24 protein-coding genes and 1 riboswitch are annotated in these 26,500 nt (G+C 74.4%); of the genes, 10 read left to right on the top strand and 14 right to left on the bottom strand.

Annotation, left to right across the window (positions count from 1 at the left end):
* Entirely contained in the window at positions 1-693 is a 693-nt protein-coding gene (locus ACWCPN_RS05445) for a TNT domain-containing protein (protein ID WP_451202559.1), read from the bottom strand.
* A gap of 218 nt (positions 694-911) precedes the next feature.
* Positions 912-1,685: a VOC family protein gene (locus ACWCPN_RS05450; RefSeq protein WP_451202560.1), complete on the bottom strand. Its 774-nt coding sequence runs from the start codon at positions 1,683-1,685 to the stop codon at positions 912-914.
* Positions 1,686-1,818: 133 nt separating this feature from the next.
* Between ACWCPN_RS05450 and ACWCPN_RS05455 the strand changes: the two genes are divergently transcribed.
* The 3 genes from ACWCPN_RS05455 to ACWCPN_RS05465 all read left to right on the top strand — a co-directional run bounded on the left by ACWCPN_RS05455 (position 1,819) and on the right by ACWCPN_RS05465 (position 6,652).
* A complete protein-coding gene (locus ACWCPN_RS05455) occupies positions 1,819-3,357 on the top strand; it encodes a M1 family metallopeptidase (protein ID WP_451202561.1) in 1,539 nt (512 codons plus the stop codon).
* Between the two features lie 174 nt (positions 3,358-3,531).
* Complete coding sequence (locus ACWCPN_RS05460) at positions 3,532-5,469, top strand: N-acetylmuramoyl-L-alanine amidase (protein ID WP_451202563.1); 1,938 nt, start codon at positions 3,532-3,534, stop codon at positions 5,467-5,469.
* A 193-nt stretch (positions 5,470-5,662) separates the two neighbouring features.
* Entirely contained in the window at positions 5,663-6,652 is a 990-nt protein-coding gene (locus ACWCPN_RS05465) for an NAD-dependent epimerase/dehydratase family protein (RefSeq protein ID WP_451202565.1), read from the top strand.
* Between the two features lie 37 nt (positions 6,653-6,689).
* Here ACWCPN_RS05465 and ACWCPN_RS05470 read toward each other — a convergent pair whose 3' ends face one another.
* Positions 6,690-7,802 carry a sensor histidine kinase gene (locus tag ACWCPN_RS05470; protein ID WP_392292957.1) on the bottom strand — a complete coding sequence of 371 codons (1,113 nt, stop codon included), beginning with the start codon at positions 7,800-7,802 and terminating at the stop codon, positions 6,690-6,692.
* 1 nt (position 7,803) lies between these two features.
* Positions 7,804-8,541, bottom strand: a complete 738-nt coding sequence (locus ACWCPN_RS05475; RefSeq protein ID WP_199211302.1) for a response regulator transcription factor — start codon at positions 8,539-8,541, stop codon at positions 7,804-7,806.
* Between the two features lie 104 nt (positions 8,542-8,645).
* Between ACWCPN_RS05475 and ACWCPN_RS05480 the strand changes: the two genes are divergently transcribed.
* The 3 genes from ACWCPN_RS05480 to ACWCPN_RS05490 all read left to right on the top strand — a co-directional run bounded on the left by ACWCPN_RS05480 (position 8,646) and on the right by ACWCPN_RS05490 (position 10,751).
* Positions 8,646-9,335: a glycosyltransferase family 2 protein gene (locus tag ACWCPN_RS05480; RefSeq protein ID WP_451202566.1), complete on the top strand. Its 690-nt coding sequence runs from the start codon at positions 8,646-8,648 to the stop codon at positions 9,333-9,335.
* A 76-nt stretch (positions 9,336-9,411) separates the two neighbouring features.
* Positions 9,412-10,023, top strand: a complete 612-nt coding sequence (locus ACWCPN_RS05485) for a TIGR04282 family arsenosugar biosynthesis glycosyltransferase (protein WP_451202567.1) — start codon at positions 9,412-9,414, stop codon at positions 10,021-10,023.
* Positions 10,020-10,751, top strand: coding sequence for a class I SAM-dependent methyltransferase (locus tag ACWCPN_RS05490; protein ID WP_451202569.1), 732 nt, complete (start codon positions 10,020-10,022; stop codon positions 10,749-10,751). Before ACWCPN_RS05485 ends, ACWCPN_RS05490 begins: the two co-directional genes overlap by 4 nt.
* Before the next feature lie 346 nt (positions 10,752-11,097).
* Here the strand turns inward: ACWCPN_RS05490 and ACWCPN_RS05495 are convergent, their stop codons facing one another.
* Positions 11,098-12,336, bottom strand: a complete 1,239-nt coding sequence (locus ACWCPN_RS05495; protein ID WP_451202570.1) for a molybdopterin-dependent oxidoreductase — start codon at positions 12,334-12,336, stop codon at positions 11,098-11,100.
* A gap of 194 nt (positions 12,337-12,530) precedes the next feature.
* Here ACWCPN_RS05495 and ACWCPN_RS05500 point away from each other — a divergent pair, with 194 nt between their 5' ends.
* Positions 12,531-13,832: a hypothetical protein gene (locus ACWCPN_RS05500; RefSeq protein ID WP_451203026.1), complete on the top strand. Its 1,302-nt coding sequence runs from the start codon at positions 12,531-12,533 to the stop codon at positions 13,830-13,832.
* Between the two features lie 46 nt (positions 13,833-13,878).
* On the opposite strand, the gene ACWCPN_RS05505 is transcribed toward ACWCPN_RS05500, so the two are convergent.
* From ACWCPN_RS05505 to ACWCPN_RS05535, 7 genes are all read right to left on the bottom strand, one after another.
* On the bottom strand, positions 13,879-14,823 hold the full coding sequence (locus ACWCPN_RS05505) for an MIP/aquaporin family protein (RefSeq protein WP_392292963.1): 945 nt from the start codon (positions 14,821-14,823) through the stop codon (positions 13,879-13,881).
* Between the two features lie 101 nt (positions 14,824-14,924).
* Complete coding sequence (locus ACWCPN_RS05510; RefSeq protein WP_365121656.1) at positions 14,925-15,590, bottom strand: SDR family NAD(P)-dependent oxidoreductase; 666 nt, start codon at positions 15,588-15,590, stop codon at positions 14,925-14,927.
* Positions 15,591-15,672: 82 nt separating this feature from the next.
* Positions 15,673-16,377: a DUF4328 domain-containing protein gene (locus ACWCPN_RS05515; protein ID WP_451203028.1), complete on the bottom strand. Its 705-nt coding sequence runs from the start codon at positions 16,375-16,377 to the stop codon at positions 15,673-15,675.
* Positions 16,378-16,414: 37 nt separating this feature from the next.
* A complete protein-coding gene (locus ACWCPN_RS05520; RefSeq protein ID WP_451202572.1) occupies positions 16,415-17,704 on the bottom strand; it encodes a hypothetical protein in 1,290 nt (429 codons plus the stop codon).
* A gap of 54 nt (positions 17,705-17,758) precedes the next feature.
* Positions 17,759-18,256 carry a SigE family RNA polymerase sigma factor gene (locus tag ACWCPN_RS05525; RefSeq protein ID WP_451202574.1) on the bottom strand — a complete coding sequence of 166 codons (498 nt, stop codon included), beginning with the start codon at positions 18,254-18,256 and terminating at the stop codon, positions 17,759-17,761.
* 143 nt (positions 18,257-18,399) lie between these two features.
* A complete protein-coding gene (locus ACWCPN_RS05530; RefSeq protein ID WP_451202576.1) occupies positions 18,400-19,284 on the bottom strand; it encodes an RNA polymerase sigma-70 factor in 885 nt (294 codons plus the stop codon).
* Positions 19,285-19,358: 74 nt separating this feature from the next.
* The gene (locus tag ACWCPN_RS05535) at positions 19,359-20,045 is read right to left on the bottom strand and encodes a DUF6445 family protein (protein WP_451202578.1); all 687 of its coding nucleotides are present in this window, start codon (positions 20,043-20,045) and stop codon (positions 19,359-19,361) included.
* 298 nt (positions 20,046-20,343) lie between these two features.
* On the opposite strand from ACWCPN_RS05535, the gene ACWCPN_RS05540 reads away from it, so the two are divergent.
* Positions 20,344-21,087 (top strand): DUF4142 domain-containing protein, encoded by a 744-nt coding sequence (locus ACWCPN_RS05540; RefSeq protein WP_451202580.1) that lies wholly within the window; start codon positions 20,344-20,346, stop codon positions 21,085-21,087.
* Here the strand turns inward: ACWCPN_RS05540 and ACWCPN_RS05545 are convergent.
* On the bottom strand, positions 21,084-22,730 hold the full coding sequence (locus ACWCPN_RS05545) for a glycoside hydrolase family 13 protein (protein WP_451202582.1): 1,647 nt from the start codon (positions 22,728-22,730) through the stop codon (positions 21,084-21,086). The genes ACWCPN_RS05540 and ACWCPN_RS05545 overlap by 4 nt on opposite strands.
* A gap of 257 nt (positions 22,731-22,987) precedes the next feature.
* Here ACWCPN_RS05545 and ACWCPN_RS05550 point away from each other — a divergent pair, with 257 nt between their 5' ends.
* Positions 22,988-23,920, top strand: a complete 933-nt coding sequence (locus tag ACWCPN_RS05550) for an LAETG motif-containing sortase-dependent surface protein (RefSeq protein ID WP_451202584.1) — start codon at positions 22,988-22,990, stop codon at positions 23,918-23,920.
* Between the two features lie 135 nt (positions 23,921-24,055).
* Positions 24,056-24,260: riboswitch (cobalamin riboswitch) on the top strand.
* A 29-nt stretch (positions 24,261-24,289) separates the two neighbouring features.
* On the top strand, positions 24,290-25,375 hold the full coding sequence (locus ACWCPN_RS05555; protein WP_451202586.1) for a HoxN/HupN/NixA family nickel/cobalt transporter: 1,086 nt from the start codon (positions 24,290-24,292) through the stop codon (positions 25,373-25,375).
* A gap of 27 nt (positions 25,376-25,402) precedes the next feature.
* Here ACWCPN_RS05555 and ACWCPN_RS05560 read toward each other — a convergent pair whose 3' ends face one another.
* Positions 25,403-26,389, bottom strand: coding sequence for a nucleoside hydrolase (locus tag ACWCPN_RS05560; protein ID WP_392292971.1), 987 nt, complete (start codon positions 26,387-26,389; stop codon positions 25,403-25,405).
* Between the last annotated feature and the right edge of the window lie 111 nt (positions 26,390-26,500).

Raw genomic sequence — 26,500 nt, forward strand, 5'->3', positions numbered from 1 at the left:
CTACGCCGCCGGCGTGATCTCCTTCAGCTTCTGACCGGTGATCAGCTCCGGGACGGTCTTGCCCGTCACGTACTGCCGCCCGAGTCCCGGCTGGCCGAACCAGGGCCTGATGGGACCGGCCTGCACCGTGAAGTCCTCCAGGACGCGGTAGAGGTGGTAGTTGAACGGCGGGGCGGCCGGGTCGTACTCGTCCAGGTTGGTCGGCGGGATGGCCCGTTTGGCGTACGGCGTGCCGGCCGGTGCCAGGAAGTTGCCGCGGCCGCTGCCGAAGAGGTCGACGAGCTGCCCCTTGCGGAGCGTCTCCGTCTGCTGCACCGGGCGGCCGTCGCGCAGCACGAACCCGTTGTTGTCCGGGTACCACCAGCCGGACGCGTTCTGCTGGTCGGTCTGCCAGTAGCAGCCCAGGAACCAGTAGGCGGACGTGCTGTCCTGCGGTTTCCAGCCCTTGAGCATCCTCGCGACGGGACCGGTGGCCGGGAGGTGGCTGGGGCCCAGCCGCCAGTCGTCGCGGTAGTAGTTCTCCAGCCCCGCGGGCGGCGCCTTGGTCAGGCCCGCCGTGCGGTGGGTGACCGGGCAGGCGCGGCTGTCGTGGCGGAGGTGGGCTCCGGCGGCCTGGGCGGGGGCCGGCGTGACCCCGAACAGCAGGAGCGTCGAGGCGAGCGCGCCCCACAGGTAACGGCGCAGTACGCGCATCCGAGTCCCTTCTCCTCCGGTGCCCGCGGGGCACCGGGTACGCGGGCATGTTCGTGGACGCGCGAAGGGACGGCACGGAGCGGATGCCCCTCACGCGGCACGGTGCATTCAATGCGCGGCGCGGCCACGGAGCGGCGAACTGCGGCCGGAGGGGCACCGGAACGGCGTAACAGAACACCCCGGGCAGCCGACGGCCGGTGCGCCCGGCGGCGGACGCCTCAGCCCTGGCGCGGGTTCGGCCGCAGGACGGCGAACACCGACTGGTCGGGGGCGCTCAGCCAGGCGATGGTGCCGACGTCGGGGACGTCCACCGCGGGCATGAGCACGGTCGCGCCGTTGTCCCGGCCGGCGGCGACGACGGCCTCCGGGTCGGACACGGCGAAGTACGGAACCCAGCGCGGGTCCCCCTGGCCCCCCTGGAGCGGGGCCACACCGCCGAAGGCGCCCTCCTGCTGGTCGCCGTCGGCGATGCTGAGCACCTGGTACGCCATGCCGGGTGCCGTCATCTGCGCCGAGCGCCAGCCGAACACCCCGGCATAGAACCGGATCGCCGACTCCGGCTCGGTGGTGTGCAGTTCGACCCACACCAGCGCGTCGTCCTCGGAGGTCCGCTGCAGCCCCATCGGGGCCCGCAGCACCGCGAAGCGGGCGCCCTGGGGATCGGTGAACTGGGCCATCGATCCCTCGCCCACGCTCATCGGCTCGACCCGCACCGTTCCGCCGCCCGCGACCACGTCACGGGCCGTCGCCTGGATGTCGTCGCTGTGGAAGTACGTCGTCCAGGCCGGGGCGGCGCCCGGTTCGGTGAGCCGGCCGAGGGCGGCGACGGTCCTGCCGTCCTTCAGGAAGAACCCGTAACCGCCCGCCTCCGGACCGGCGGAGGCGAACTGCCAGCCGAAGACAGCACCGTAGAAGGCGGCGCTCGCGTCGGTGTCCGGGCTTCCGAGATCGAGCCAGACGGGCGATCCGGTACGGAAGTCGGTGCCGAGCATGCGTTTCCTCCTGGGGCCGGTGCCGGGACGCCCGCCACTATGCCGTAAACCGGGTGAAGAAGTGACACACGGAAATGAAAGTATTGATAGGAAAATAAGCGGCGATTCATCGCTTTACTGACATAGTGCGGCCATGAAAATCACGAGGGCCTCCAGCCGTGCCCGCACCGCACGTCCGCGCGGCCGCCGGACGGCCCTCGCCCTGGCCGGCACCGCCCTCCTGGCCGGCGCGCTCTCCTGCCAGGGCGGTCGCACCGCGCCCCATCCGGCCGGCCACGCCCCCGGCGCGGGCGCCTCCGGCGCGGCCCCCTCCCCCGGCGCCCGCGGCATCGGCGACCCGCTGCTGCCGCTCGACGGCAACGGCGGCTACACGGTGCGCCGTTACGCCCTCGACTTCGACTGGCGGGCGCCGGGCACGCCGTTCGAGGCCGGCGCCACCATCACGGCCACCGCCACCCAGGCCCTGTCCCGCTTCGACCTCGACTTCGCGGGCAACACGCTGCACCGGGTCACCGTCGACGGCCGGACCGCGCGGGCCGAGCGCGACGGGGACGAGCTCGTCGTCACCCCGGCGCGGCCGGTCCCGGACGGCGCCGCCTTCACCGTGCGGGTCACCTACACCGCCGACCCCGCCCAGCGCCGCCACCGCCGCGACGCGATCGGCGAGTACGGCTGGGTGCCGACCCCCGACGGCACCGTGCTGTACCCGCAGCCCGACGGCGCCAAGATGATCTTCCCGGCCGACGACCACCCCAGCCTGCGGGCGCCGTTCACCTTCCGCATCACCACCCCGGCGGACCGCCGGGCGGTGGCCAACGGCCGGCTCGTCGAGCGGGCGCCGCGGCCCGGCGGACGCGTCCGGTGGACGTACAACTCCGAGGAGCCGATCGCGGCCCAGCTGGTCCAGGTGGCGATCGGCGGCTTCGAGTTCGCCGACGGCACCGGACCCCGCGGACTGCCGGTGCGGGACGTGGTGCCGGAGGACCTCGTCGCGGACACCGAGGAGTACCGGTCCCTCACCCCGGAACACCTGGCCTGGCTGGAACAACGCCTGGGCCCCTACCCGTTCCGCCGCTACGGCGTGCTGGTCGCCGACACCGACCTGCCGGTCGCGCTGGAGACCCAGTCGCTGTCCGTCGTGCCGAGGGACAGCCTGCTTGGCGACCGGGTGCACGCCGAGCGCGACCTGGTGCACGAGCTGACGCACCAGTGGACGGGCGACAGCGTCGCCCTGCGGCGGTGGTCGGACCTGTGGCTGAGCGAGGGTCACGCCCGTTTCTACGAACGCCTCTACTCCGGCTCGCACGGCGGGGTGTCCCTGGAGGACGCGATGCGGGACGCCTACGAACAGCACGACCAGTGGCGGCACGACGACGGGGCCCCCGCCGAACCCACCGAACCGTCCCTCTTCCGGAACATCCGCTACGACGGCTCCGCGCTGGTGCTCTACGCGCTGCGGGAGGAGGTCGGCGAGGAGACCTTCGAGCGGATCGAACGCACCTGGGTGACCCGGTACCGGGGCCGCGCCGCCGGCACCGCGGACTTCGTCGCGCTCGCCTCCGGGGTCGCCGGCCGGGATCTGAAGCCGTTTCTGACGCCCTGGCTGTACGGGCCGCACACCCCGCCGATGCCCGGGCACCCCGACTGGCGGGTGGACCCGGTCGAGGACTGAGCGGCGACGCCGCCGACCGGGTGGCCTGGGCGGGGTCACTGGTCCACGCCGGTGACCCTTGGCGCGACGTGGCGCGGTGGGCACGGCAGCGTACAAGGGGTGGCGGTGGAGCACCCGCTCCCCCCTGGGCAGTACGAGCGCGGTCGGAGGCCCTTGCGTATGTGGAGTCGTGTCATGTCCCGTGTCCCCGGCGCCGTACGCGGACGCAACGGGCTGATCTGCGCCACCGCCTCGGCGGCGCTCCTGCTGCCACTGCTCGCCTGGCCGCCGTCCGACGACGGCGAGACGGAGGACCGCCGGCTCCAGGACGACTTCGCGACCGCCGCGCAGGACTACCACGTGCCGGTGAGCGTCCTCATGGGTGTGTCCTACCTGCAGTCGCGCTGGGACTCCCACCCGGGCGTCCCGAGCACCGGCGGCGGCTACGGGCCGATGCACCTGGTGGACACCGGCGTCACGGGGGCGGCGGGCCCGTCGCCCCGGCCCGCGGCCCGGCCCGCGCGCGGCCGTCCCGAACAGCAGGCGGCGGACCTGCGCCGGGCCGCCCGCCTGACCGGAGAGGCGACGGACCGGCTGCGGCTGGACGCCGCCGCCAACGTGCGCGGCGGCGCCGCCCTGCTGGCGGCGACCCAGAAGGCGCTCGGCAAGCCGCTGAGCAAGAACCCGGCGGACTGGTGGGACGCGGTGACCCGCTTCTCCGGCTCCAGCGACAAGGCGGAGGCGGCGACGTACGCGCACGACGTCTTCGAGGTGATCCGGCAGGGCGCGCACCGCACCACCGACGTGGGCCAGCAGGTCAGCCTGGCCGCCCGCCCCGAGGTGCGCTGGAACCCCGCCGGCCACTCGGGCCCGCAGCGGGCGCAGGACCCCGAGTGCCCGCCGGAGCTGTCCTGTTCCTGGCTGAGCGCGTCCTACGACACCACCGACGACGACGGCGGCTACGGCAACCACGACCTGGCCGACCGGCCCCGGGACCAGAAGATCGACTACATCGTCATCCACGACACCGAGGCGATCCTGCCGAACATGTTCAAGACCGTGCAGGACCCGACGGAGGCCTCCTGGCACTACTCCATCAGCTCCCGCGACGGGCACGTCACCCAGCACATCAAGACCAAGGACGAGGCCTGGCACTCGGGCAGCCAGTTCGTCAACGCCCGCTCGATCGGCATCGAGCACGAGGGCTTCCTCACCCAGCCGGACGCCTGGTTCTCCGAGACGATGTACCGGACGTCGGCCCGCCTGGTGCGCTACCTGGCGCGGAAGTACGGCGTCCCGCTGGACCGGCAGCACATCTTCGGCCACGACAACGTGCCCGCCCCGACCGCCGACTCCATCCCCGACATGCACGACGACCCCGGTCCGTTCTGGGACTGGCGGCACTACTTCGACCTGCTCGGCGCCCCGCTGAAGGCGACGGCCGGACCGGACAGCCCGATGGTGACCGTGCTTCCCGACTACGCCACCCACAAGCCCCGGTTCACCGGGTGCACGGGCAAGGGCGACCCGTGCGCGCCGCACGGCTCCAGCGCGGTCCGCCTGCACACCGAGCCGTCCGACGGCGCGCCGCTGATCCAGGACATGGGCCGGCACCCGGACGGCGACGACTCCACGGAGGACGTCAACGACCTCGGCTCGCGGGTCTCGGCCGGCCAGACCTTCGCGGTCGCCGGGCGCAGCGGCGACTGGACGGCCATCTGGTTCCAGGGCAACAAGGCCTGGTTCAAGAACCCGAAGGACCACCCGACGGCGGTCGGCGCGGCCGGCCGGATGGTGACGCCGAAGGAGGGCCTGAGCGAGATCCCGGTGTACGGGCGCGCGCTGCCGGACGAGGACGCCTACCCGGACGGCGTGGACGAACAGCCGGAGTCACCGCTGCCGTACGACCTCCGCGCGGGCCAGCGGTACGTGACCCGGTCCAGCGTCCTCGGCACCTGGGCCGGCAAGTCCTACGGCAGCGCGCCCAGCCCGGTGGTGAAGGGCCGCGAGCGCTACTACGAGATCCAGTTCGGGCACCGGCTCGCCTACGTCCGGGAGCAGGACGTGGACCTGGTGCGGGCGCCGTCCGCGAAGGCCCCGAAGTCCGGTGCGGCGGCCGGCCCTTCGCACTGACGCAGCCCCTCTCCCCGGCGGGTCACCGGGCCGGCGAGCACGCGGTGCGCGAGCCCGGTGCAGGCGTGCGGACGGAGACCGTCCGCACGGTGGGCGCGTCCCGCCCCGTCCGCCGGTGACGGGGTCCTTACGGACCCGTGACGCGCCGTCCGGCGCACGGGGCCGGCACCGGGACCGGGCCTAGCGTGGGCGTATGCGCGTACTGGTCACCGGCGGTGCCGGGTTCATCGGGTCCCATGTCGTCGACGCCCTGCGGGCGCGCGGGCACGAGCCGGTCGTGTACGACGTCCGGGCCGATCCCGGAGCCGACGTGCGCGACCCGGCGGCGGTCGCCCGGGCGCTCGCCGGGGTGGACGCCGTCTGCCACCAGGCGGCCATGGTGGGCCTCGGCGACGGCGTCGCGGACGCGGCCGAGTACGTCTCCAGGAACGACCTGGGCACCGCCGTCCTGCTCGCCGCGATGGCCGGGGCCGGCGTGGGGCGGCTGGTGCTGGCGGGCTCGATGGTGGTCTACGGGGAGGGCCGCTACGAGTGCCCCGAGCACGGCGTCGTACGTCCCGGCCCGCGCGCCGAGGCCGGACTGGCGGCGGGCCGCTTCGAACCGGACTGCCCGCTCTGCGGCGCCGAGCTGGCCCCGGGACTGGTCGCCGAGGACGCCCCGGCCGACCCCCGCAACGTGTACGCCACCACCAAGCTCGCCCAGGAGCACCTGTCCGCGGCCTGGGCGCGCTGCACCGGCGGTACGGCCGTCTCGCTGCGCTACCACAACGTGTACGGCCCCCGGATGCCCCGCGACACGCCCTACGCCGGGGTCGCCTCCTTCTTCCGCTCGGCCCTCGAACGCGGCGAGCCGCCGCGGGTGTTCGAGGACGGGCGGCAGCGCCGGGACTTCGTCCACGTGCGCGACGTGGCCGCCGCCAACGTGACCGCGCTGGAGGCCGGGGCCCGCCCCGGGACGCTCACCGCCTACAACACCGGCAGCGGTGAGCCGCACACGGTCGGCGACCTGGCCCGCGCCCTGGCCGCCGCCCACGGCGGCCCCGAGCCGGTGGTCACCGGCGAGTACCGGCTGGGCGACGTCCGCCACATCACCGCGGACTCCGCCCGCCTGCGCGCGGAACTCGGCTGGCGGCCGGAGATCGGCTTCGCCGAGGGGATGCGGGAGTTCGCGCGGGTGCGGTGAGCACGGCGCCCGGCCGGGGCGCCCGCCGCGTGCCCGCCTACGCCTCGGCGGCCGGGAGGGTCACCTCGAAGCGGCAGCCGCCCGGGATGTTGCGCACCGAGGCGTGGCCCCGATGCGCCTCCACGATCCCCCGCACGATCGCGAGGCCGAGGCCCGCGCCCGCCGGGGGCGTCCGGGCGTCCGTGCCGCGCCAGCCGGTGTCGAAGACGCGGGGCAGGTCCTCCTCGGGGATGCCGCCGCAGCCGTCGGTCACCGACAGCACCACGCCGCCGGGGGCGCGCTCGGCGGCGACGGCGACCGTGCCGTCGGCGGGGGTGCGGCGGATGGCGTTCACCAGGAGGTTGGCCAGCACCCGGCTCATCTCCTTGCCGTCGACCTCCACCGGCACCGGCTCCACCCCGTCCCCGACCAGCCGTACGCCGTGCTCGCGGGCGAGCGCGCCGACGCCCGCGAGGGCGTCGCCGACCAGGTCGTACAGGGAGACGCGGACCGGGCTGAGGGGGAGTGTGCCGGCGTGGATGCGGGAGAGCTCGAAGAGGTCGCCGACCATGTCGTTGAGGCGTTCCACCTCGGTGCGGATCTGCTTGAGGTAGCGGTCCGGATCGGTGGCCACCCCGTCCTCCAGCGCCTCCGACATCGCGCGCAGCCCGGCGAGCGGGGTGCGCAGGTCGTGCGAGATCCAGGCGACCAGCTCGCGCCGGGAGGTCTCCAGCGCCCGCTCGCGGTCCCGGGAGGCGGCCAGCCGGGCGCTCGTCGCCGCCAGCTCCCGGCTCAGCGCGTCCAGTTCGGCGGTGGCCGGGACGGCGGGCGCCGCGAAGGCGCCGCCGTCCCCGAAGTTCCGTGCGGCGTCGGTGAGTTCCCGGCTGCGGGCGACGACCCAGCGGCCCAGCAGCAGCGCGGTGGCCAGCGAGACGACCGCCGCCATGGCCACGACGGCGGTGACGACCCGCAGGTCGTGGGCGGACAGGAACATCGCCCGGGCCACGGCCATGGTCCCGGCGAGCATGGCCACCACCCCGACGGCCGCCACCACGGCGAGCGAGACGGTGAGGGAGCGCCGGCGGATCAGGCGCAGCAGGGCCGCGCCGGCGAGGCCGGTGGCGGCGGCGCCGAGGAAGGCGTAGAGGGCGATGAGGAGGTTGTCGCGCACGTCAGACCGTCTCCTTCCCCGTGGCGTCGAAGCGGTAGCCGACACCCCACACGGTCTGGATGAGGCGGGGCCGGGCCGGATCGTCCTCGACCTTCCCGCGCAGCCGGCGGACGTGCACGGTGACGGTCGACAGGTCGCCGAAGTCCCAGCCCCACACCTCCCGCATCAGCTCCTCCCGGCCGAAGGCCCGGCCCGGGTGCCGCAGGAAGAAGACGAGCAGGTCGAACTCCCGCAGGGTGAGCAGCAGTTCGCCGCCGTCCTTGGTGGCGCGGCGGGCCCGCGGGTCCACGGTCAGACCCGCCGCGGCGAGCCGGCCGCCCGGTGCGGCGGGCCGGGCGCGGCGCAGCACCGACTCCACCCGCAGCACCAGTTCGCGCGGGCTGAACGGCTTGGTGACGTAGTCGTCGGCGCCGACCTCCAGGCCGAGGATGCGGTCGTCCTCGTCGCCGCGCGCGGTGAGCATGACGACCGGCACCGAGCCCCGCTCGCGCAGCCGGCGGCACACCTCCAGGCCGTCCATGCCGGGCAGCATCAGATCGAGCACCACCAGGTCCGGCCGGTGCTCGGCGGCCCGTTCGAGGGCGGCCGGCCCGTCACCGGCCCGGTCCACGGCGAACCCGGCGCGGTCCAGGTAACCCGCGACGACCTCGGCGACGGTCGGGTCGTCGTCCACGACGAGGATCCGGCCCCGGGCGTCCGGCCGCCCTCCGGTGTCCGGTGACGCGTATGGCTGCTGCATGTCTCCACCCTGGCACCGCGCCGCCGCCCCGACCCGGTCCCGGCGCCGACGTCCGGGTTTCGTAAGGAGCGGATGTCCGGTTCGTCATGGTTCGGCTTCGTAGGGTGAACGCCGTGACCACCTCACCGTGCCCCACCGGCGTGGACGTCGTCCTGCCCTGTCTGAACGAGGCCGGGGCCCTGCCCTGGGTGCTGGAGCGCGTTCCGCCCGGCTGGCGCGCCCTCGTCGTCGACAACGGCTCCACCGACGGCTCCGCCGGTCTCGCCCGCGCCCTCGGCGCCACCGTCGTCACCGAGGAACGGCGGGGCTTCGGCGCCGCCTGCCACGCGGGGCTGCTGGCCGCCACCGCCGACGTGGTGTGCTTCTGCGACTGCGACGCCTCCCTCGACCCCGCGCACCTGGTCCCCTTCGTCCGCGAGGTCCAGGGCGGACACGCCGATCTGGTGCTCGGCCGGCGCCGGCCGCGCACCCGGGGCGCCTGGCCGGTCCACGCCCGGGCCGGCAACCTGGCGCTGGCCCGGCTGCTGCGCCGCCGCACGGGGCTGCGCCTGCACGACCTCGGCCCCCTGCGCGCCGCCCGCCGGGAGGCCCTGCTCGGCCTCGGCCTCACCGACCGGCGCAGCGGCTACCCCCTGGAGATGGTGGTCCGCGCCGCCGACGCCGGCTGGCGCGTCACCGAGCACGACGTCCCCTACCTTCCCCGCACCGGCGCCTCCAAGGTCACCGGCACGTGGCGCGGCACCTGGCACGCCGTGCGGGACATGAGCGCGGTCCTGAAGGAGCCGCCCCGTTAGCCGCCGGGCGCGCGTGGCCGCGGGCGACACGTCCCGGCCCGGCCCCGCCTCCGGTCACGAGCCAAGGAAGCCGAGCATGACCACCCTCCTCGTCATCGCCAAGGAACCCCGCCCCGGCAGGGTCAAGACCCGCCTCACCCCGCCCTTCACCCCCGCCCAGGCCGCCGGCCTCGCCGAGGCCTCGCTGACCGACACCCTGCGCGCCGTGGCCGGGGCGCCCGCCACCCGCAGGATCCTCGTCCTGGACGGCCGGCCCGGCTCCTGGCTCCCGCCCGGCTTCGACGTCGTCCCCCAGTGCGCGGGCGGCCTCGACGACCGTCTCGCCGACGCCTTCGCCCGCTGCGCCGGACCGGCCCTGCTGATCGGCATGGACACCCCGCAGGTCACCCCCGCCCTGCTCACCGTGGACTTCGCGGACTGCGACGCCTGGTTCGGCCCGGCCGAGGACGGCGGCTTCTGGGCGCTGGGCCTGGCCCGACCCGAGCCCGCGCTGCTGCGCGGAGTGCCCATGTCGACGCCGGAGACCGGGGCCGTCCAGCGGGAGCGGCTGGTGGCCGCCGGGCTGCGGGTGCGGGACCTGCCCAGGCTGCGGGACGTCGACACCGCGGCCGACGCCCGCGCCGTCGCCGCCCTCGCCCCGCACGGCGCCTTCGCCGCGCGGCTCGCCGACTGCGCGGCCGGCCGGTGAGCACCGCCGGCGCCCCGCCCGCCTGGGCGGCCTGCGACCCGTACGCCGCCGCGCTGCGCAGCGGCCGGGGCCCGCTGTTCCTGCGTCGCGCCGACGGCCGGCTGCTCCCCCTGGAGGTGGAGCGCTGGTGCGCCGACGCGGACGCCGTGGACCGGGCGGTGCTGGCCCGCTGCGAGGGCGCCGTCCTGGACGTCGGCTGCGGGCCGGGCCGGCTGGTCGCGGAACTCGCCGCGCAGGGCCGCACCGTGCTCGGTGTCGACGTCTCCGGGGCCGCCGTCGCCCGCACCATCACCGTGGGCGGCCAGGCGCTGCGCCGCTCCGTCTTCGGCCCGCTGCCCGGCGAGGGGCGCTGGGGGACCGTGCTGCTCATGGACGGCAACATCGGCATCGGCGGCGACCCGGGCGCCCTGCTGCACCGGATGGCACAACTGCTGCGCCCCGGTGGCCTGCTGATGACCGAGACGGATCCGGCGGACATCGACGAGCGCGCCGAGGTGCGGGTCGTCCGCCACGGCCGGGACACCGTAGGCGACCCGTTCCCGTGGGCCCGGATCGGCACCCCGGCCCTGCTCCGGATCGCGGACCGGGCCGGATGGCGGACGGCCGCTCAGTGGGCGGCCGGCGGGCGCCGCTTCGTCGCCCTGCGCACGCCCGGCATCCGCAGCACCAGCAGCAGCGCCGAGCCGCCGAAGAGCACGGCCGTGATCAGCAGCCAGCGGCCGAGGTAGACGTCGGCGGACATGCCGGTGGCCGCCCGGTAGCGCCGGTCCACCAGGTTCAGGATCAGCGGGAACCAGACCAGCAGCAGCAGTCCCGAGAGCACGGTGGGCACCCGCACGTACGGCGTCCACGCACGGTGCCCGGCCGCGCCGAGCCCGCGGACCAGCGCCCGGTCGGCCGCCGAGTACAACGGCAGCAGCACCAGGTCGTGCAGCAGCGCGGCGCCCACGATCCACAGCGCGATGCCGCGCCAGTCACCGGCCAGCAGCCGTACCCCCGCGTACCCGGCGAGCGCGAACGAGCAGGCGAGCAGCAGCAGCTGGAACGGGCTTCCGACCGCAGGACGGCGCCGCATCACAGGTCTCCGAACGTCAGCCGGGCCACCCATTTGGTGTTGAGCACACCGGGCGCCGCGGGCACGATGACCCGCGCCGGGTGGCCGTGGTCCATGGACAGGTCCTCGCCGTTGACGGACAGGGCGAGCAGGGAGCGGCCGTCGGCCACCTGGTTGGCGCGCAGGGCCGCACGCCGGAAGGCGCCGTGCCGCTGCAGGGACTCCACGAACACGTCCGGCACCTCGCCGTCGTACCCGACGAGCGCCGCGAGGTCGCGCAGCCGCACCCCGCGCCACCACTGGTCGGCGGTCGACCAGCCCTCCACGCAGGCGATGGGCAGCGACGAGCTGTGCTGGGGCAGGCGCAGCAGCTCGGCACGGCTGAGGCGCACCGTGCCGGTCCGCCCGGTGACGACGAGCCGCCACGCCTCCTCGCCGGTCTCCGCCGTGTCGATCCCGGCGTACGCGGCCGTCTTGTTGATCTGGAAGCCGTTCGGGCCGCCGCCCGGGTCGGGCCCGCCGTGCGGCGCGAGCAGCGCGGTGCGCCGGAACGGGCCGCCCAGGCTCTGCCCCACCGTGGTCAGGAACAGCAGCAGCGAGCCGCCGCCGACCAGCCACAGCGCCCCGCGCCGGGAGACGGTGGGCGGGTCGGGGCGCGGAGCGACGAGGTCGCTCTCCGGCTCCCTTCGCAGGCGCCGCCGTACGGTGCGCACGGCGGCCGGCGCCTTCAGCACGGCGTGCGCCACGAACGCGGCGAAGAACACCCAGGCGCCGTAGAAGTGCAGCGGGTAGAAGGAGCCCGGGAAGACGTAGGCGAGCTGGATGTTGAGCACCCCGGTGGTGAACTCGAACAGGCCGCCGCCGACGAGCAGCAGCAGGGAGACCCGCTCCAGCGCGTGCGCGAGGGAACGGGCCGGCGGCAGGGTGAACAGCCGCGGCACCACCGACCACAGCTTGGCCAGCAGGACCGGGACGAGGGTGATGCCGAGGGTGACGTGGAGGCCCTGGGTGAACCGGTACAGCCACACCGGCCCGGCCGGCCAGGCGAAGAGGTAGAAACCGAGGACGCCCTTGTCCGGCGTGGTGTCGTTCACCGGGGACAGGTCCGGGTTGTAGGCGGCGTAGGACACCAGGCCGGTCACGAACAGCACCGTGATGCCGGCGAGCAGCACGAGGCCGAGCACCGAGGTGAACCCGGGCCCGCGCAGGGGGCTGCGCCAGAAACCGGGGGCGGTGGGAAGCCGGGGATGGTCGCGCATGTGCCGACGGTAGGCCGGGAGGGGCCCGGAGAAGGGCCCGCGACCGGTGACGAAACGCTGACGTCCGCCCGGTGCGACGGCTTTGGCACGTCCGTGCGGCCTAACGTGCCGACGTGACCCGCTCCCTCCGCCGCGCCGCCGGCCGCGATCCCGGGCCGGCCGGCCATGACGCCCGGCGCGGCCTCCGCCGTGACCTGTACGCCGCCGGGGCCGCCGCCCTGCTGGTGACGGCCGCCGTGCTGACCGGCCGCCACATCCAGTCCACCCGCCACACCCTGTTCGTGCACTGGCCGCCCCTGCTGGCCGAGTGGGACCCGCACCTGGGCCCCGGTACCCCGGCCGCCGTGCTGCTCGCCGCGGCCGGGGTGGCGTACGGGCCGTCGCTCGCCGGCCGCCTGCCCTGGCGGGCCCTGCTCGCGGCGGCCTGGGCGGCGGCGACGGCCTGGATCCTCTCCCTCGCCCTCGTCGACGGCTGGCACCGGGGCGTCGCGGGCCGCCTGACCACCCGCGAGGAGTACCTCCGGGTCATCGGCCGCTTCCACGACGTCCCGGCCGCCCTGAGCGACTTCACCCACCACATCGTGGCCGGGACACCCGCCCCCTGGCCGGCCCATGTCGCCGGCCACCCGCCCGGCGCCACGCTCACCTTCGTGCTCCTCGACCGGGCCGGGCTGCGCGGGGGCGGCTGGGCCGGGCTGTGGTGCGTGCTCACCGGCGCCACGGCCTGCGTGGCCGTCCTGGTCGCCGTACGGGCGCTGGCCGGGGAGACGTTCGCCCGGCGTGCGGCGCCCTTCCTGGTGCTGGCCCCGGCCGCGGTCTGGACCGGCACCTCGGCGGACGGCTGGTTCGCGGCGGTCGCGGCCTGGGCGGTGGCCCTGCTGGCCCTGGCCGTCACCCGGCGCTCCCTGCCCTGGGCCGCCGCCTCCGGCCTGCTGTTCGGCCTGACCTGCTACCTGTCGTACGGGCTCACGCTCATCGCCCTGCCCGGCGCGGCGGTGCTGTGGACGGCCCGCGACGGGGTCCGCCGGCGTCCCGCCCTGCTCGCGGCCCTGCTCGCCGGACTGGCCGTCGTACCGCTGGTGTTCACGCTCGCCGGGTTCGACTGGTGGACGGCGTACCGGCTGCTGGTGACCCGTTACCACCAGGGCGTCGGCGGCACCCGGCCCTACGGCTACTGGGTGTGGGCCAACCTGGCCTGCACCGTGCTGATCGCGGGCCTCGCGACGGCGGCGGGCCTGCGCCGGACCGCCGCCGCCCTCACCCGCCGTGCGTCCCCCGCCGCCGTCCGCCCGGCGGTCCTCGTCGGCGCCGCTCTCCTCGCCCTGCTGGCCGCCGACCTGTCGGGGATGAGCAAGGCCGAGACCGAGCGGATCTGGCTGCCGTTCGCGGTGTGGCTGCTCCCGGCGTGCGCGTACCTCCCGTGTCCCCGGGCCTGGCTCGCCGCGCAGACGGCGCTCGCCCTGCTCCTGAACCACCTGCTGCTGACCGGGTGGTGAGGGACGAGGGCGGGCGCAGGTCCACAGCCTGTGGACGGGGCTGCGCCTAGAAGTCCTCCTCGCGCACGGGCCGGCCGCGGCCCGGCTCGGGCAGCTCGCCCAACTCGCCGCGCACCACCAGCACGTCGCCGATGAACAGGTCGTAGACCAGGATGCCGATCACGGCGCCGACCAGCGGCCCGACGATCGGGATCCACCAGTACGCACTGAACGAGCCGGCCACACTGCCGGGGAAGGCCAGACTGTCCCAGCCCGCCGCCCAGGTGAACAGCCGTGGCCCGAAGTCGCGGGCCGGGTTGATGGCGTAGCCCGCGTTCGCGCCGTAGGACATGCCGATCGCGGCGACGACGAAACCCACGACCAGCGGTGCGAGGTTGGCCTTCACGGCCTGGTTGCGGACGTCCAGGACGGCGGCGATCAGCATCAGCAGGAAGGCCGTGCCCACGATCTGGTCGATCAGCGGCCCCCAGATGCCGCCGTGGAAGTACGGGGCCGGGAAGGTCGCGAAGATCGAGAACGTGGCGTTGGTGTGCCCGTTCACCTTCGGTCCCGGCACCGCCGCGTCGAAGGCGTTGATCGCCTGGTGGTAGACGAGGTAGACCAGGGCCGCGCCCGCGAACGCGCCCACGATCTGCGAGAACCAGTACGGCAGCACCTTGACCCAGGGGAACCCGCGGCGCACGGCCATGGCCAGCGTCACCGCCGGGTTGATGTGGGCGCCGCTGACGCCGCCGGCGACGTAGACGCCGAAGACGACGGCCATCGCCCAGCCCCAGGTGATCAGCAGCCAGTCGCCGGCCGCCAGGAAGATCGTCGTCGGGGTGGCGGCACGGCCCGATCCGGGCAGTGCGGCGACCGCCATCGCGACCACACCGCAGCCGAAGGAGATGAGGACGAAGGTCCCCAGGAACTCCGCCAGGCACTCGCCCAGCAGCCCTCCCCGGCTTCGGAGCCGGGACGGCTTGATGAGCGAAGGGATTTCCACAGCCATTGAGGCCCCCTCGAAGAGAGCAATGCGGCCAACATCACCATATTGGCCCACAAATGCTCTTCATGCAGGGCAGCACCCGGGACCCCCGCCCGCCTGCGGTTTCAGGCGTCGAGGTCGTCGGCGTAGTGCCGGAATCCGCGCCGGTCGCGGTGCATGGCCCACAGGGTGTCCGCCAGCACGGCCGGGTCCTTGCGCACGTGCCCGGGCGTGATGGACCCCGGGATGACGAGCTGGGCCACGTGGATGCCCTCGCCGGCCAGCCGGTCGTGCAGCAGATGCCCGTACGCGCTCTCCGCGGCGAACGCGATGGAGGTGCCGGCCCGCTCGGGATGGGGCACGGCGGCGGTACCGCCGTTGACGAAGAGGATGGTCCCGCGGCCCAGCTCCCGCATGCCCGGCAGCACCTGCTGCACCGCCGCGACCGGCCCGTACACCGAGAACTCGATCGGCCCGAGCAGATCCCGGTGCCGGGTCTCCAGCACCGGCCGCATGAAGTCCCGGTGCGGCACCGGGCTGTACTGGAGCACCTCCACAGTGCCGAGGGCGCCGCCCGCGTCCCTCAGCGCCGCCGCCAGCTCCTCCGGCCGGCGCACGTCGGCGGCGAAGCCGCGGGCGGTGACCGCGTCGGCGGCCAGCTCACGGACCAGGTCGTCCAGCCGCCCCGGATCCCGCGCGACGAGCGCGACGGCGTAGCCCTCCCGCCCGAACCGGCGAGCGACGGCGGCCCCGAGCCCGGGGCCGGCCCCGACGATGGCGATGACACTCACACGGGAAATCCTCCCCGCCCCACCGCAACCTCACCACCCGCACGGCGGCACGGGGTCCGGGGCCCGCGGAGCGGGTGCCCCGTCATCCGCCGGCGACGCCCACGGATTCCGCCGACGCCCCCGGGCCGCGGACCCCGCGGATCCGCTCCACCTGGGCGGCGGTGACGGCGCGTACGGCGAACGCCCCGGCCACGGCGGCCCCCACCACGGCGGCGTCGGCGCCGAGCAGCGGCCACACCTCCTCGTAGGCCCGCGCGATGATCTCGTCCGTGGAGTCGCGCGACACCAGCCCGACCCCGCCGAACATGCCGATCAGCCAGAGCACCCACCACACGTTCACCGAGACGGGCAGCTTCCGCTCCGGGGCGGTGGCCCGGAAGGCGTCCGCGACGATCCCGCGCGGGAACCAGAGGTTCACGACGGGCACGATCCACCCGAGGTACACCCAGATCCCGAGGTACTTCGGCGCCCGTCCCGACAGCACTCGCGCGTTGTCCCGCACCCGCCACAGCCAGGCCAGGAACAGCAGCGCGCACACGAAGGCGACGCCACCGCCCAGCGAGGTCACGAGGTGGTACGAGTCCTCGAGACCGTTGAGCGGCCGGTGCACCCCCTCCCCCTGGTCCGGCGGCCCCGAAGCGGGCTCCCCCGCCACGGCCAGCCTGATCTCCCACGCCCCCCGCACCGTCCAGGCGGCCCCGGCCGCCAGCAACGCCCCGCCGGCCAGCCGCCCGGCCGTCCGGACGGACCGGTCCCCGAGCCGCTCGCGGACGGCTCCCTCCCCCATGAGTTCTTCCACGGGCCCATCCTCGCGCACCGGCCCGTCAGTCCGCGAAGAAGCCCTCGTCGAGCGCGATCTCCTGCAGCCGGTCCAGGCTCAGTTCCGGCCGGGGGCGCGTCACCGGGGTGCTCTCGGCGTAGGAGTTGACCTCGCGCACCGCCACCCGGCGGCCGTCCGGGCGCAGGGTGTCGACCAGCCAGACCTGAGCGGGACCGCCCTTCTCCGAACGGGTCCTGACCCGCTTGATCCGGGTGCCGTCGGACAGGGTCCTGGCCTCGCAGTCGCCGGAGTCTCCGGCACAGCCCATGTGGCCGGAGAGCAGGGCGGTCGCGTCGTACTGGACGTCGACCTCCACCATGTTCCGGCCGTGACCGTCGTCGTGGACCAACTGGACCAGGCCGGCGCCGCTGTTCACGTGGGAGACGGTGCCGTGGGGCAGGTGCGACTCGAGAACCCTGGTCAGGCGGGCTCCGGAGGCACGACCGGTGCGGGCCGGCCCGCCCGGAGCGGTCTCCGGGACCGGCAGGGCGTCGATCGCCTCCTTCCAGGCCGGGCTGCGCACGATCGCCGTGAGCTGCGCGGTGGAGAGCAGGGGGTCGGCTCCGCCGCCGGCTCCCTTCTCGCCGCCACCGCCGAACTCCTGGACCGTGAGCTGCGCCCCGTCGGCGGTCGTCAGGACCACGTACCAGCGCTTCTGCCCGGTGTCGCTGCTCGGATAGGTGAAGGACTTCGTGGTGTCGAGCACGGCACCGCCGGGGAGCCTGCGGGTGGTGCACTCGTCGTACGGGCGCGCCTCCACCGGCAGGCACCCGCCCGAGCCCTGATCGTCGGCGGGAAGGCCGGACGCGAGCCGCGCGACGGTGAGGTCGATGCCGGAGGATCCGGCGGCGGTGGAGTAGGTGAGCCGGGCGCTCGGCCAGACGTCGGAGCCGTCCGACCGGGAACCCCGGCCGGAGGCCTCGGAGACCGTACCGCCGGGTGGCAGCAGGCTCTTCAGCGTGCGGAGCATGTCGTCGCCGCTGACCGGTGGGTGACCGCCGGAGGGGGACCGGCCGGAGGACGCGGGGCCGCTCGCCGGGACGCCGCCGAGCCGGCCGTCCGTGGCGCTCCTGGTGCCGAAGGCGTCCGTGGCCATCAGGGTGCCGCCCACGGCGGCCACCGCGACGGCCGCGGCGGCGACGCGGGCGACGCCGAACAGGCGCATCCTGCGGCCCCGGGCGATGGAGCGGGTCACCAGGTCGGCCGAGTGCGGCGGGAACCCGTCGGTCGCGCCGCTCATGGCGCGGGCCACCCGTTCCTCGAACTCGTCGGTGCGGTGCTCGTCGCGTGGCATGGGAAGAGGCTCTCCGTTCGTCGGGGAGGGTGGTCGGGGGCGGCGCCCGGCCCGTCAGGCGGTCAGGTCGGCCAACTGGTCGCCGAGGAGGGTGCGCAGCCGTTGCAGGGCGCGCATGCTGTGCGCCCGGACGGCTCCGGGGGTCGTCCGCAGGACCTGCGCGGTGTCGTCCACCGAGCGGTCCTCCCAGTAGCGCAGCACCAGCACGGCCCGGTCCCTGGCCGTCATCCGGGCCAGGCCGTCCAGCAGGGCCATCCGCAGTTCGTCGTCCCGCGCCGGACCGGCGGCGTCCGGCAGCCGGTCGCTGGGACGCTCGGTGGAGCTGCGACGCCGGCGCTGGGAGAGGAAGGTCCGCACCAGCACGGTGTCGGCATAGGCGACCGGCGAGCCCGCGCGGCTGACCCGCCGCCAGGAACGGAACATCTTGGCGAGGGTCTCCTGCACCAGGTCCTCGGCGAGGTGCCAGTCGCCCGTGAGCAGGCACGCGGTCCGGAACAGCGGACCGCTGCGGGCGATTGCGAACTCCAGGTAGTCCGCGGGTGCTTCCCTCACCGTGTGTCCCTTCGTGGTCGGACGTCACCCTTTACACGCGATGGGGGTAGGACCGCGTTACGCACTCGTGCCGGCCGTCGTGAGCCGGCGGGAGGCCGGCGCCCGCACCGGCCGTCCGGCGGCACCGCCCGGCGCCGGGCGGCTCAGCTCCGCAGCCCGCGCAGTTTGTCCGGGTTCAGCTGCACACGGAGGGTCTCGATGCGGTCGTCGACCAGGTCGTAGGTCACGGCGCCCACCGGCTCCTCGCCGTGGGTGAGCAGGATGCCGAGTTCGCCGTTGACTGGCACGAGGCGTACGGCCACGCCCGCCATCCTGGGCTTGCGCAGCACGCCCAGGACGAACCGGCCCACGTGGTCCGCCCCGTGCAGCGGCCGCCGGGCCGCGGAGACCTTGCCGCCGCCGTCGGACCAGCAGGTGACGTCCGGGGCGAGGAGCTCCAGCACCGCGTTCAGGTCGCCGCCCGCGCACGCCTCGATGAACCGGGCGGTGACCGTGGCCCGCCGCTCGGGGTCGGTGTCGTACCGGGCGCGGCGGGACCGGACGTGCTCGCGGGCCCGGCGGGCGATCTGGCGGACCGTGGGTTCGGGGCGGTCCAGGAACCCCGCGATCTCCGCGTGCGCGAAGCCGAAGACCTCGCGCAGGACGAACACCGCGCGCTCCACCGGGGTCAGTGTCTCCAGGACCACCAGCACGGCCGTCGAGACGCTGTCCGCGAGTTCCGCCTCCTCCTGCACGTCGGGGGAGGTCAGCAGGGGCTCGGGCAGCCAGGGGCCGACGTACCGCTCGCGGCGCGCCCGGGCCGAGGTGAGCCGGTTCAGGCAGTGGTTGGTGACGGTGCGGACCAGGTAGGCGCGGGGGTCCCGGACCTCCGAGCGGTCCGCGCGGTGCCAGCTCAGCCAGGTGTCCTGCAGGACGTCCTCCGCGTCCGCCACACTGCCCAGCATCCGGTACGCCGTCGCGAACAGCGTCCGCCGGTGCTCGAGGTAGGGGTCGGGGCCGTGGCCGGTGTCCGTCTCCGAGTGCGCCATGGGACCAACGCTGCCAGAGCGCGCCGGCCCCGCCCCCGCCGGGTGGCCGGCGCGTCACCCGGCGGACGACCGGCTCAGGCCATCCAGAAGAAGACCGCCGTCATCCGCTTCTCCGCCTGCTCCCGGCCGGTGTAACCCGTCGCGCTGTGCACCAGGTTGGCGTTGTAGAGGAGGAGCCGGTTGTACCGGTGCGGGACGCGGACGTCCTCCGCGAAGGCGTCGGCGGCGACGAAGCGGGTGCCGAGCGCCTCCACGAGGTTGTCGTGCGGAGCCTGGACCACGTTGCCGCCGAGCCGGCCGCCGGGCAGGGACTGGCGGTAGAAGCTGGTGCCGCAGTCCGCGGGCACACCCGGGTTGAGGTACAGCACGGCCGCGTACCGGCACAGCGCGCGCGAGTCGGTGTGCGGGCGCGGCTCGCTCTCGCCCTCGCCGACGACCTGTACGCAGTTGTGGTTCAGGGTGCCGCCGCCGGGCGCCCGCTGCACCCACAGCTTCCCGGCCCCGGTCGCCTTCCTCACCACCCGCTCGACGCAGGCGAGTTCCCCGGGTTCGAGGCCGGGCATGGCGCGCAGTCCGGGCCAGGTCTCCGCGGTGTACGGGTGACCCCGGGTCCAGTCGTCCTTCGCCAGGCACCGCTCCCGTACGGCGCCGGGGTCCGGGAGGACGTCGTCCAGCACCCAGTAGTCACGGCCCCTGGTGGGCTTGCGGTAGGGCAGGACGGGCAGCGCGGCGGGCGTCCTCGGGGACGTCGGTGGGGGCATGCGGCGAATCTAGGACCGCCTCCGGTCTGCCTTCTCCCGGCGAAGGGTCAACCTTCGCCCAACCGTCTGTCACGTACATCCATCGATCGCCAACGGATGGCAATCACCGGGGCCGGGGCACCCCGTCCGCGGTCCGGTGACAGTTTTTACCCGCGCCACAGAGACGATCGGCGCTTCCGTCCGTACTGCTGTGCGTACGAACTGCCCGCGTGTCGTCGGGGGCGGGATCCACGACCGGGCAGGAGGCACGGTGCGCTTTTCGCGGAACGCGACGGGAACTCTCTTCGTGGGCGGTGCGATGGCCCTGACACTCGGCGCGCTCGCCTACCCGAGCATGCTCGGGCTGAACACCGTCTCGACCTCGCAGACGAGGATCATCGCCCAGACGCAGTGGGGGCCGCTCACCGAGGGCGACCGGGACTTCGTGGTCAGGGTGCGGGCCGCCGGTCTCTGGGAGTACCCGCTCGGTCAGATCGGGTTGCAGAAGGGCGCCTCGAAGGGCGTCCTGGAGGCCAGCAAGCACCTGGTCGACGGGCACGCCGCGCTGGACGCGAGCTGCCGCAAGATCGCGCCGATGCTGAACATCACGCTGCCCAACGTGGCGAGCCCCCAGCAGGAGGGCTTCGTCACCCAGCTCAAGGCGGAGAGCGGCAAGTCGTTCGACACCGACTTCGCCAACATCCTGCGGATGACGCACGGCTCGATCTTCAACTCGATCGCGAAGATCCGTTCCACCACGAAGAACTCGCTGATCCGCGCCCTCGCCGACCAGGCCAACGACACCGTGCTGGACCACATGACGGTGATGGAGAAGACCGGTCTGGTCGACTTCGAGCAGACCATCTTCCAGCAGACCACCCCGCCGAAGCTGCCCTCCGACAACCTCACCCCGCCCCCGCCGCCGGCGGGCCAGCCGGAGGTGGTGCTCACCCCGCCGCCGAACGCCACGTCCACCCCGCTGAACCTTGGCGGCCTCACCGGCGACGGCGGCGGCTCCGGCGGCGGCGCCCCGGCCCCCACCCCCACTCCGACCGTGGGCTAGCCGAGCCACACCGTGGTGTCGGGCGGGAGCGATCCGGCCTCCGCGAGCGGGGTGCTGGCGAGCAGCACCTCGCCCGGCGGCAGCGCCACGGGCCGCTCGGTGAGGTTGGTGACGCAGCGCCAGGTCCCGGTGCGGGCGAAGTCGAGGACACCGTCCGGGGCGCCGGGCGTCCAGGTCAGCGTCTCGCCCTCCAGCAGTTTCCGGCGCAGCCGCAGGGCGGTGCGGTAGAACTCCAGGGTGGAGCCCTCGGCACCGGCCTGCGCCGCGACGGCGCGGGCGGCGAAGGACTCCGGCTGCGGCAGCCAGGCGGCCCCCGGCCCGAAGCCGTACGACGGCCCGTCCGGCGTCCACGGCAGCGGCACCCGGCAGCCGTCCCGGCCCTTGCGGATGTGGCCGGTCTGCTCCCAGATCGGGTCCTGCAGCACCTGGGTGGGCAGGTCGGCGACCTCGGGCAGACCGAGCTCCTCGCCCTGGTAGACGTACGCGGAGCCGGGCAGCGCCAGCATCAGCAGGGTCGCGGCCCGGGCCCGGCGCAGGCCCGCCACCGGGTCGACGGCGGGGGCCCTGCCGCCGGAGAGCAGCCAGGCGTTCTCGTCGGTGCCGGGCGGCAGCAGCAGCCGGGAGGCGTGCCGTACGACGTCGTGGTTGGAGAGCACCCAGGTGGCCGAGGCGCCGACGGTGCGGGCGGTGGCGAGCGAGCCGGTGATGACCTCCCGCAGCTCGTCCGCGTCCCAGGGAGCCTGCAGATACTCGAAGTTGAAGGCCTGCCCCAGTTCGTCCGGGCGGGCGTACAGGGCGCGGCGGGCGTCCGGGACCCAGGCTTCGGCGACCGCGGTGCGGGGCGGGGTGTAGGCGTCGAAGATCTTGCGCCAGTCGCGGTAGATCTCGTGCACCTCGTCGCGGTCCCAGTACGGGTGGCTGCCGGGTGCTACGCGCAGCAGGGCCTCCTCTCCGGTGGCGCCGATGCCGCCGATGTCCCGCAGCGGTTCGGCCAGGTCCTTGGCGAGGCCGTGCGCGACGTCGACGCGGAAGCCGTCGACGCCCCGGTCGGACCAGAAGCGCAGGGTGGTGCGGAAGTCGGCGCGGACCTCCTCGTTCTCCCAGTTCAGGTCGGGCTGTTCGGGCGCGAAGAGGTGCAGGTACCACTCGCCGTCCGCGGCCCGCCGCCAGGCGCTGCCGCCGAACACCGACTGCCAGTCCGTGGGCGGCAGTTCACCGTGCGCGCCGCGGCCGGGGCGGAAGACGTAGCGGTCGCGCGCGGCGGAGCCGGGGCCGGCCCGCAGCGCCTCCTGGAACCAGGGGTGCTGGTGCGAGGTGTGGTTGGGGACGATGTCCACGACGACCTTCAGACCGAGCCGGTGTGCCTCGGCCACCATGGCGTCGAAGTCGTCCAGGGTGCCGAGGCGGGGGTCGACGTCCCGGGGGTCGGCGACGTCGTAGCCGCCGTCGGCCAGTTCCGACGGGTAGAAGGGGCTCAGCCACAGGGCGTCGACGCCGAGCGTGGCGAGGTGGTTCAGGCGCTGGGTGACCCCCCTGAGGTCGCCGAGCCCGTCACCGTCGGCGTCGGCGAAGCTGCGCGGATACACCTGGTAGACGACGGCCTGGCGCCACCAGTCGGGGTTCCGGGACGAGAGGTCTGCCATACGGGCTCCCTTCGGGAAGGACGACAGTACAGAGACTGTCCACATTGCCCGGAAAGGGAACCTTCGGACGATGGGGAGCGGATCATTCCTCGTGTGATGAAGTTGTGACGACACCATGAACGACCGCTGTATTCACGCAGGTTGACAGGTTTCAACGGGGCCGATCACCATGGCCTCACACTGTGGCGCATGTGACCAATGGGCCGCGTGTCTCTTCTGACTTCTTCGCTCACTCGAGCTTCTGCGATGGGATATCCATGTCCATAGCCAGACGTGTCACCGCGCGCCGCCTGCTGGGGACGGGCGCCGCGTCACTCGCCCTCTGCGCCGCCTCGGTCGCCGCCGCCTCCGGCGCCTGGGCCCACGGCACGCACGGCGGTGACGGCTGGAAGACCGGCGGCCACTACGCGCCCGGCACCGGCGCGGGCACCGAGACCGGCACCGACCGCTGCCAGTTCTCGCTGGACGGCGTGAACTTCTTCGACTCGGTCAAGGTGGACGACCAGAATCTCCGGCCGACCGAGGACGGCAAGGTCCACGTGCGGGTCCGCACCGCGGGGGACGCCGCCGGCTGCACGGCCTCGCTCGCCTCCTACCTCGCCCACGGTGCCACCTTCGCCACCTCCGGCGAGCAGGTCTTCGTCGACTTCGACACGGTGGCCGTCAAGCCGGGCGAGACCGACTCCCTCGACATCGCGGTGCCGGACGCGGGCTGCTTCGCGCAGATCGACCTCTACCGGGGCGCCGTCAGGTTCGACGGCAGGACCGACGCGAACGACGGCTTCGAGCACGGCGACCTGCCCAAGGGCCCGGACCACCCGGTCATCAAGGACAAGCTGATCGCCGCCTGGAACGGCGGCACGAAGGACTGCTCCGGCACCCCGGAGGAGCCGCAGTCCCCGTCGCCGAGCGCCCCCGCCGAGGAGTCGGCGCCGCCAGCGCCGAGCGCCTCGGAGTCGTCCGCCGCGCCGTCCCCGGCCTCCTCGCAGTCCGCGCCGGCCCCGTCCGCCTCCGAGTCCCGGGCCGGTTCGGCCCCCACGCCGGACGGTGGCGGTGACGACGGCGGCGACCTCGCGGAGACCGGTGGCGGCGGCGACTCCGGGCTGATCGCGGGCGCCGCCGCCGTGCTGGTCGCCGGCGGCGCCGCGTTCGTGCTCCTCGCGCGCCGCAGGCGGGGCGCCCGGGGCTGACCGGCCGCCCCGCACGCACCCCGCGGCCCCCGCCGCTCGCGCCGGCCGCAAAGGCCCGCGAGCGGCGGGGGCCGTGTCATGTGTGATCTTGAGTACGCGCACCGGCGCCGGCTATGCGGACGGACGTCCACCTGCCTACGGTGGGCGGGCCGTGGTGCTCGGGAAGTCGGTGACGGCCCCTCAGGGGTCCATGCCGACGCGGCCCTCGCCACTGTGATCGGGGAGTTCCCGTCCCGTCCGGCGTCCGCCGGGCCACTGGCCGTGTCCACGGCTGGGAAGGCAGGGACGGCGAACGCACCACCCCGTAAGCCAGGAGACCGGCCACGGCAGCTCACGAGATGATCCACGAGGTGCTGGAGCGTGAATCCGATGGCCGATGCCGCTGCCTTCCGATGGCGACGCGAGGACACGATCAGGACGGCGGGGCTGCTGGCGGTGATCGCCGCCCTGCACGTCGTCGCCTTCGGGGTGCTGTTCCTGCTCGTCGCCCCCGGGCACTACAGGGTCGGGCAGGACGTCTTCGGCGTCGGGCTCGGCGTCACCGCCTACACCCTCGGCATGCGGCACGCCTTCGACGCCGACCACATCGCGGCGATCGACAACACCACCCGCAAGCTGATGGCCGACGGCAGGCGGCCGGTGTCGGTGGGCTTCTGGTTCGCGCTCGGCCACTCCAGCGTGGTGGTGGTGCTGGCCCTGCTGATCGCGGGCGGCACCCGGCTGGCCGGCCGGGTCATGGACGAGCACTCGCGCACCCACCAGGTGCTCGGCTTCATGGGCACGACGATCTCCGGCACCTTCCTCTACCTGATCGCCGCGCTCAACCTGGTCGCGCTGGCGGGCATCCTGCGGGTGTTCCGGGCGATGCGCTCCGGCACGTACGACGAGCGGGAGCTGGAACAGCACCTGGACTCAAGAGGGTTCATGAACCGCGTGCTGGGGCGGCTGACCAGGTCGGTGTCCCGGCCGGGCCAGATGTTCCCGCTGGGCTTCCTGTTCGGGCTCGGCTTCGACACGGCCACCGAGGTCACGCTGATGGTGATGGCCGGTTCGGGCGCGGCGGCCGGGCTGCCCTGGTACGCGGTGCTGTGCCTGCCGCTGCTCTTCGCCGCCGGGATGAGCCTGTTCGACACCCTCGACGGCACGTTCATGAACTTCGCCTACCAGTGGGCGTTCTCCAACCCGGTGCGCAAGGTGTTCTACAACCTCACGATCACCGGGCTGTCCATCGCCGTGGCCTTCTTCATCGGCACCATCGAGCTGGTCGGTGTCCTGCACGAGAAGTTCGGCCTGGGCGACGCCGTGACCGGCTGGATCGCCGGGCTGGACCTGGACAGCGTCGGCTACGTCATCGTCGGGCTGTTCGTGGCCGTGTGGGCGGCGGCGCTGGCGTACTGGCGGCTGGCGCGGGTGGAGGAGCGCTGGGCCGCGAGGATCCCGGCGACGTCCGACTGACCCCGGGTCCGTGTCCTGCCCCGCGGCTCATCCCGCCGGGTCCCGGGACCCCTCGACGGTCTCCAGGTAGAGCTTCACGAACCGGTCCACGTCCACCTCCAACGCCACGTCCACCAGCGCCTGTTCGCGGGCGCCCTCGTGGATCTCGGACTCGCCGGGGCGGGGACGGCGGTCGACGAGCGTCTGGCCGCGGGCCGGGCCGGGAGCGAGACAGACCTCGACCGGCAGGCGCCGGGTGGTGATGCCCGCCGGATCGGCGACCGCGCACACCGCGCCCGCGTCACCGAGTCCGCCCGCCTCCTCGGCCTCCGGCGCCCCGCCCTGCGCGGTGGGCCGGTGGGCGAGGAGCTCCCCGGCCAGCCGGGTGCCCGGGTCGGCGCTGCCGCGCAGCCGGTGCACATCGGTGCCCGGCACGACGACCCGCATGAAGACGTCCAGCCCGTACATCGTGATCGGCACCCCGGCGGTGAGCAGCACGGCCGCCGCCTCGGGGTCGTGCCAGACGTTGAACTCCGCCACCGGCGTGGCGTTCCCGGTGGCGACCGCGCCGCCCATGAACACGATCCGCTCGATGTTGCGGGTCACCTCGGGGTGGGTGCGCAGCAGCAGGGCGATGTTGGTGAGCGGGGCCGTGGGCACGAGGGTGACCGGGCGGGGGGAGGCCAGGATCTCCCGGCGCAGCAGGGTCACGGCGTCCACGTCGGCCGGGGCGCGGGTGGGCGCGGGCAGACCCAGGTCGCCCATGCCGTCCGAGCCGTGCACGTGCCGGGCGGAGCGGGCCGGCTCGATCAGCGGGCGCTCGGCGCCCCGCGCCACCGGGATGTCGGGGGCACCGGCCCGCTCCAGCACGGTCAGGGTGTTGCGGACCACCCCGTCCACGTCCGTGTTCCCGGCCACGCAGGTGACGGCCCGAAGATCGAGCCCGGGGTGCCGTACGGCGAACAGCAGGGCCAGGGCGTCGTCGACGCCGGTGTCACAGTCGATGATCACAGGAATACCGGACTGCCCGGCCACGACGGACTCCTTCCACCACCCGCCCCGGGGGACTCCCCACGAAGACCCCCTCAGCCTACGACCGCCCCCTCTCCCCGGCCCCGCGGTGACCGCCCCGGAAACGGCACGTCC

Source organism: Streptomyces sp. NPDC002386 (assembly GCF_053593175.1).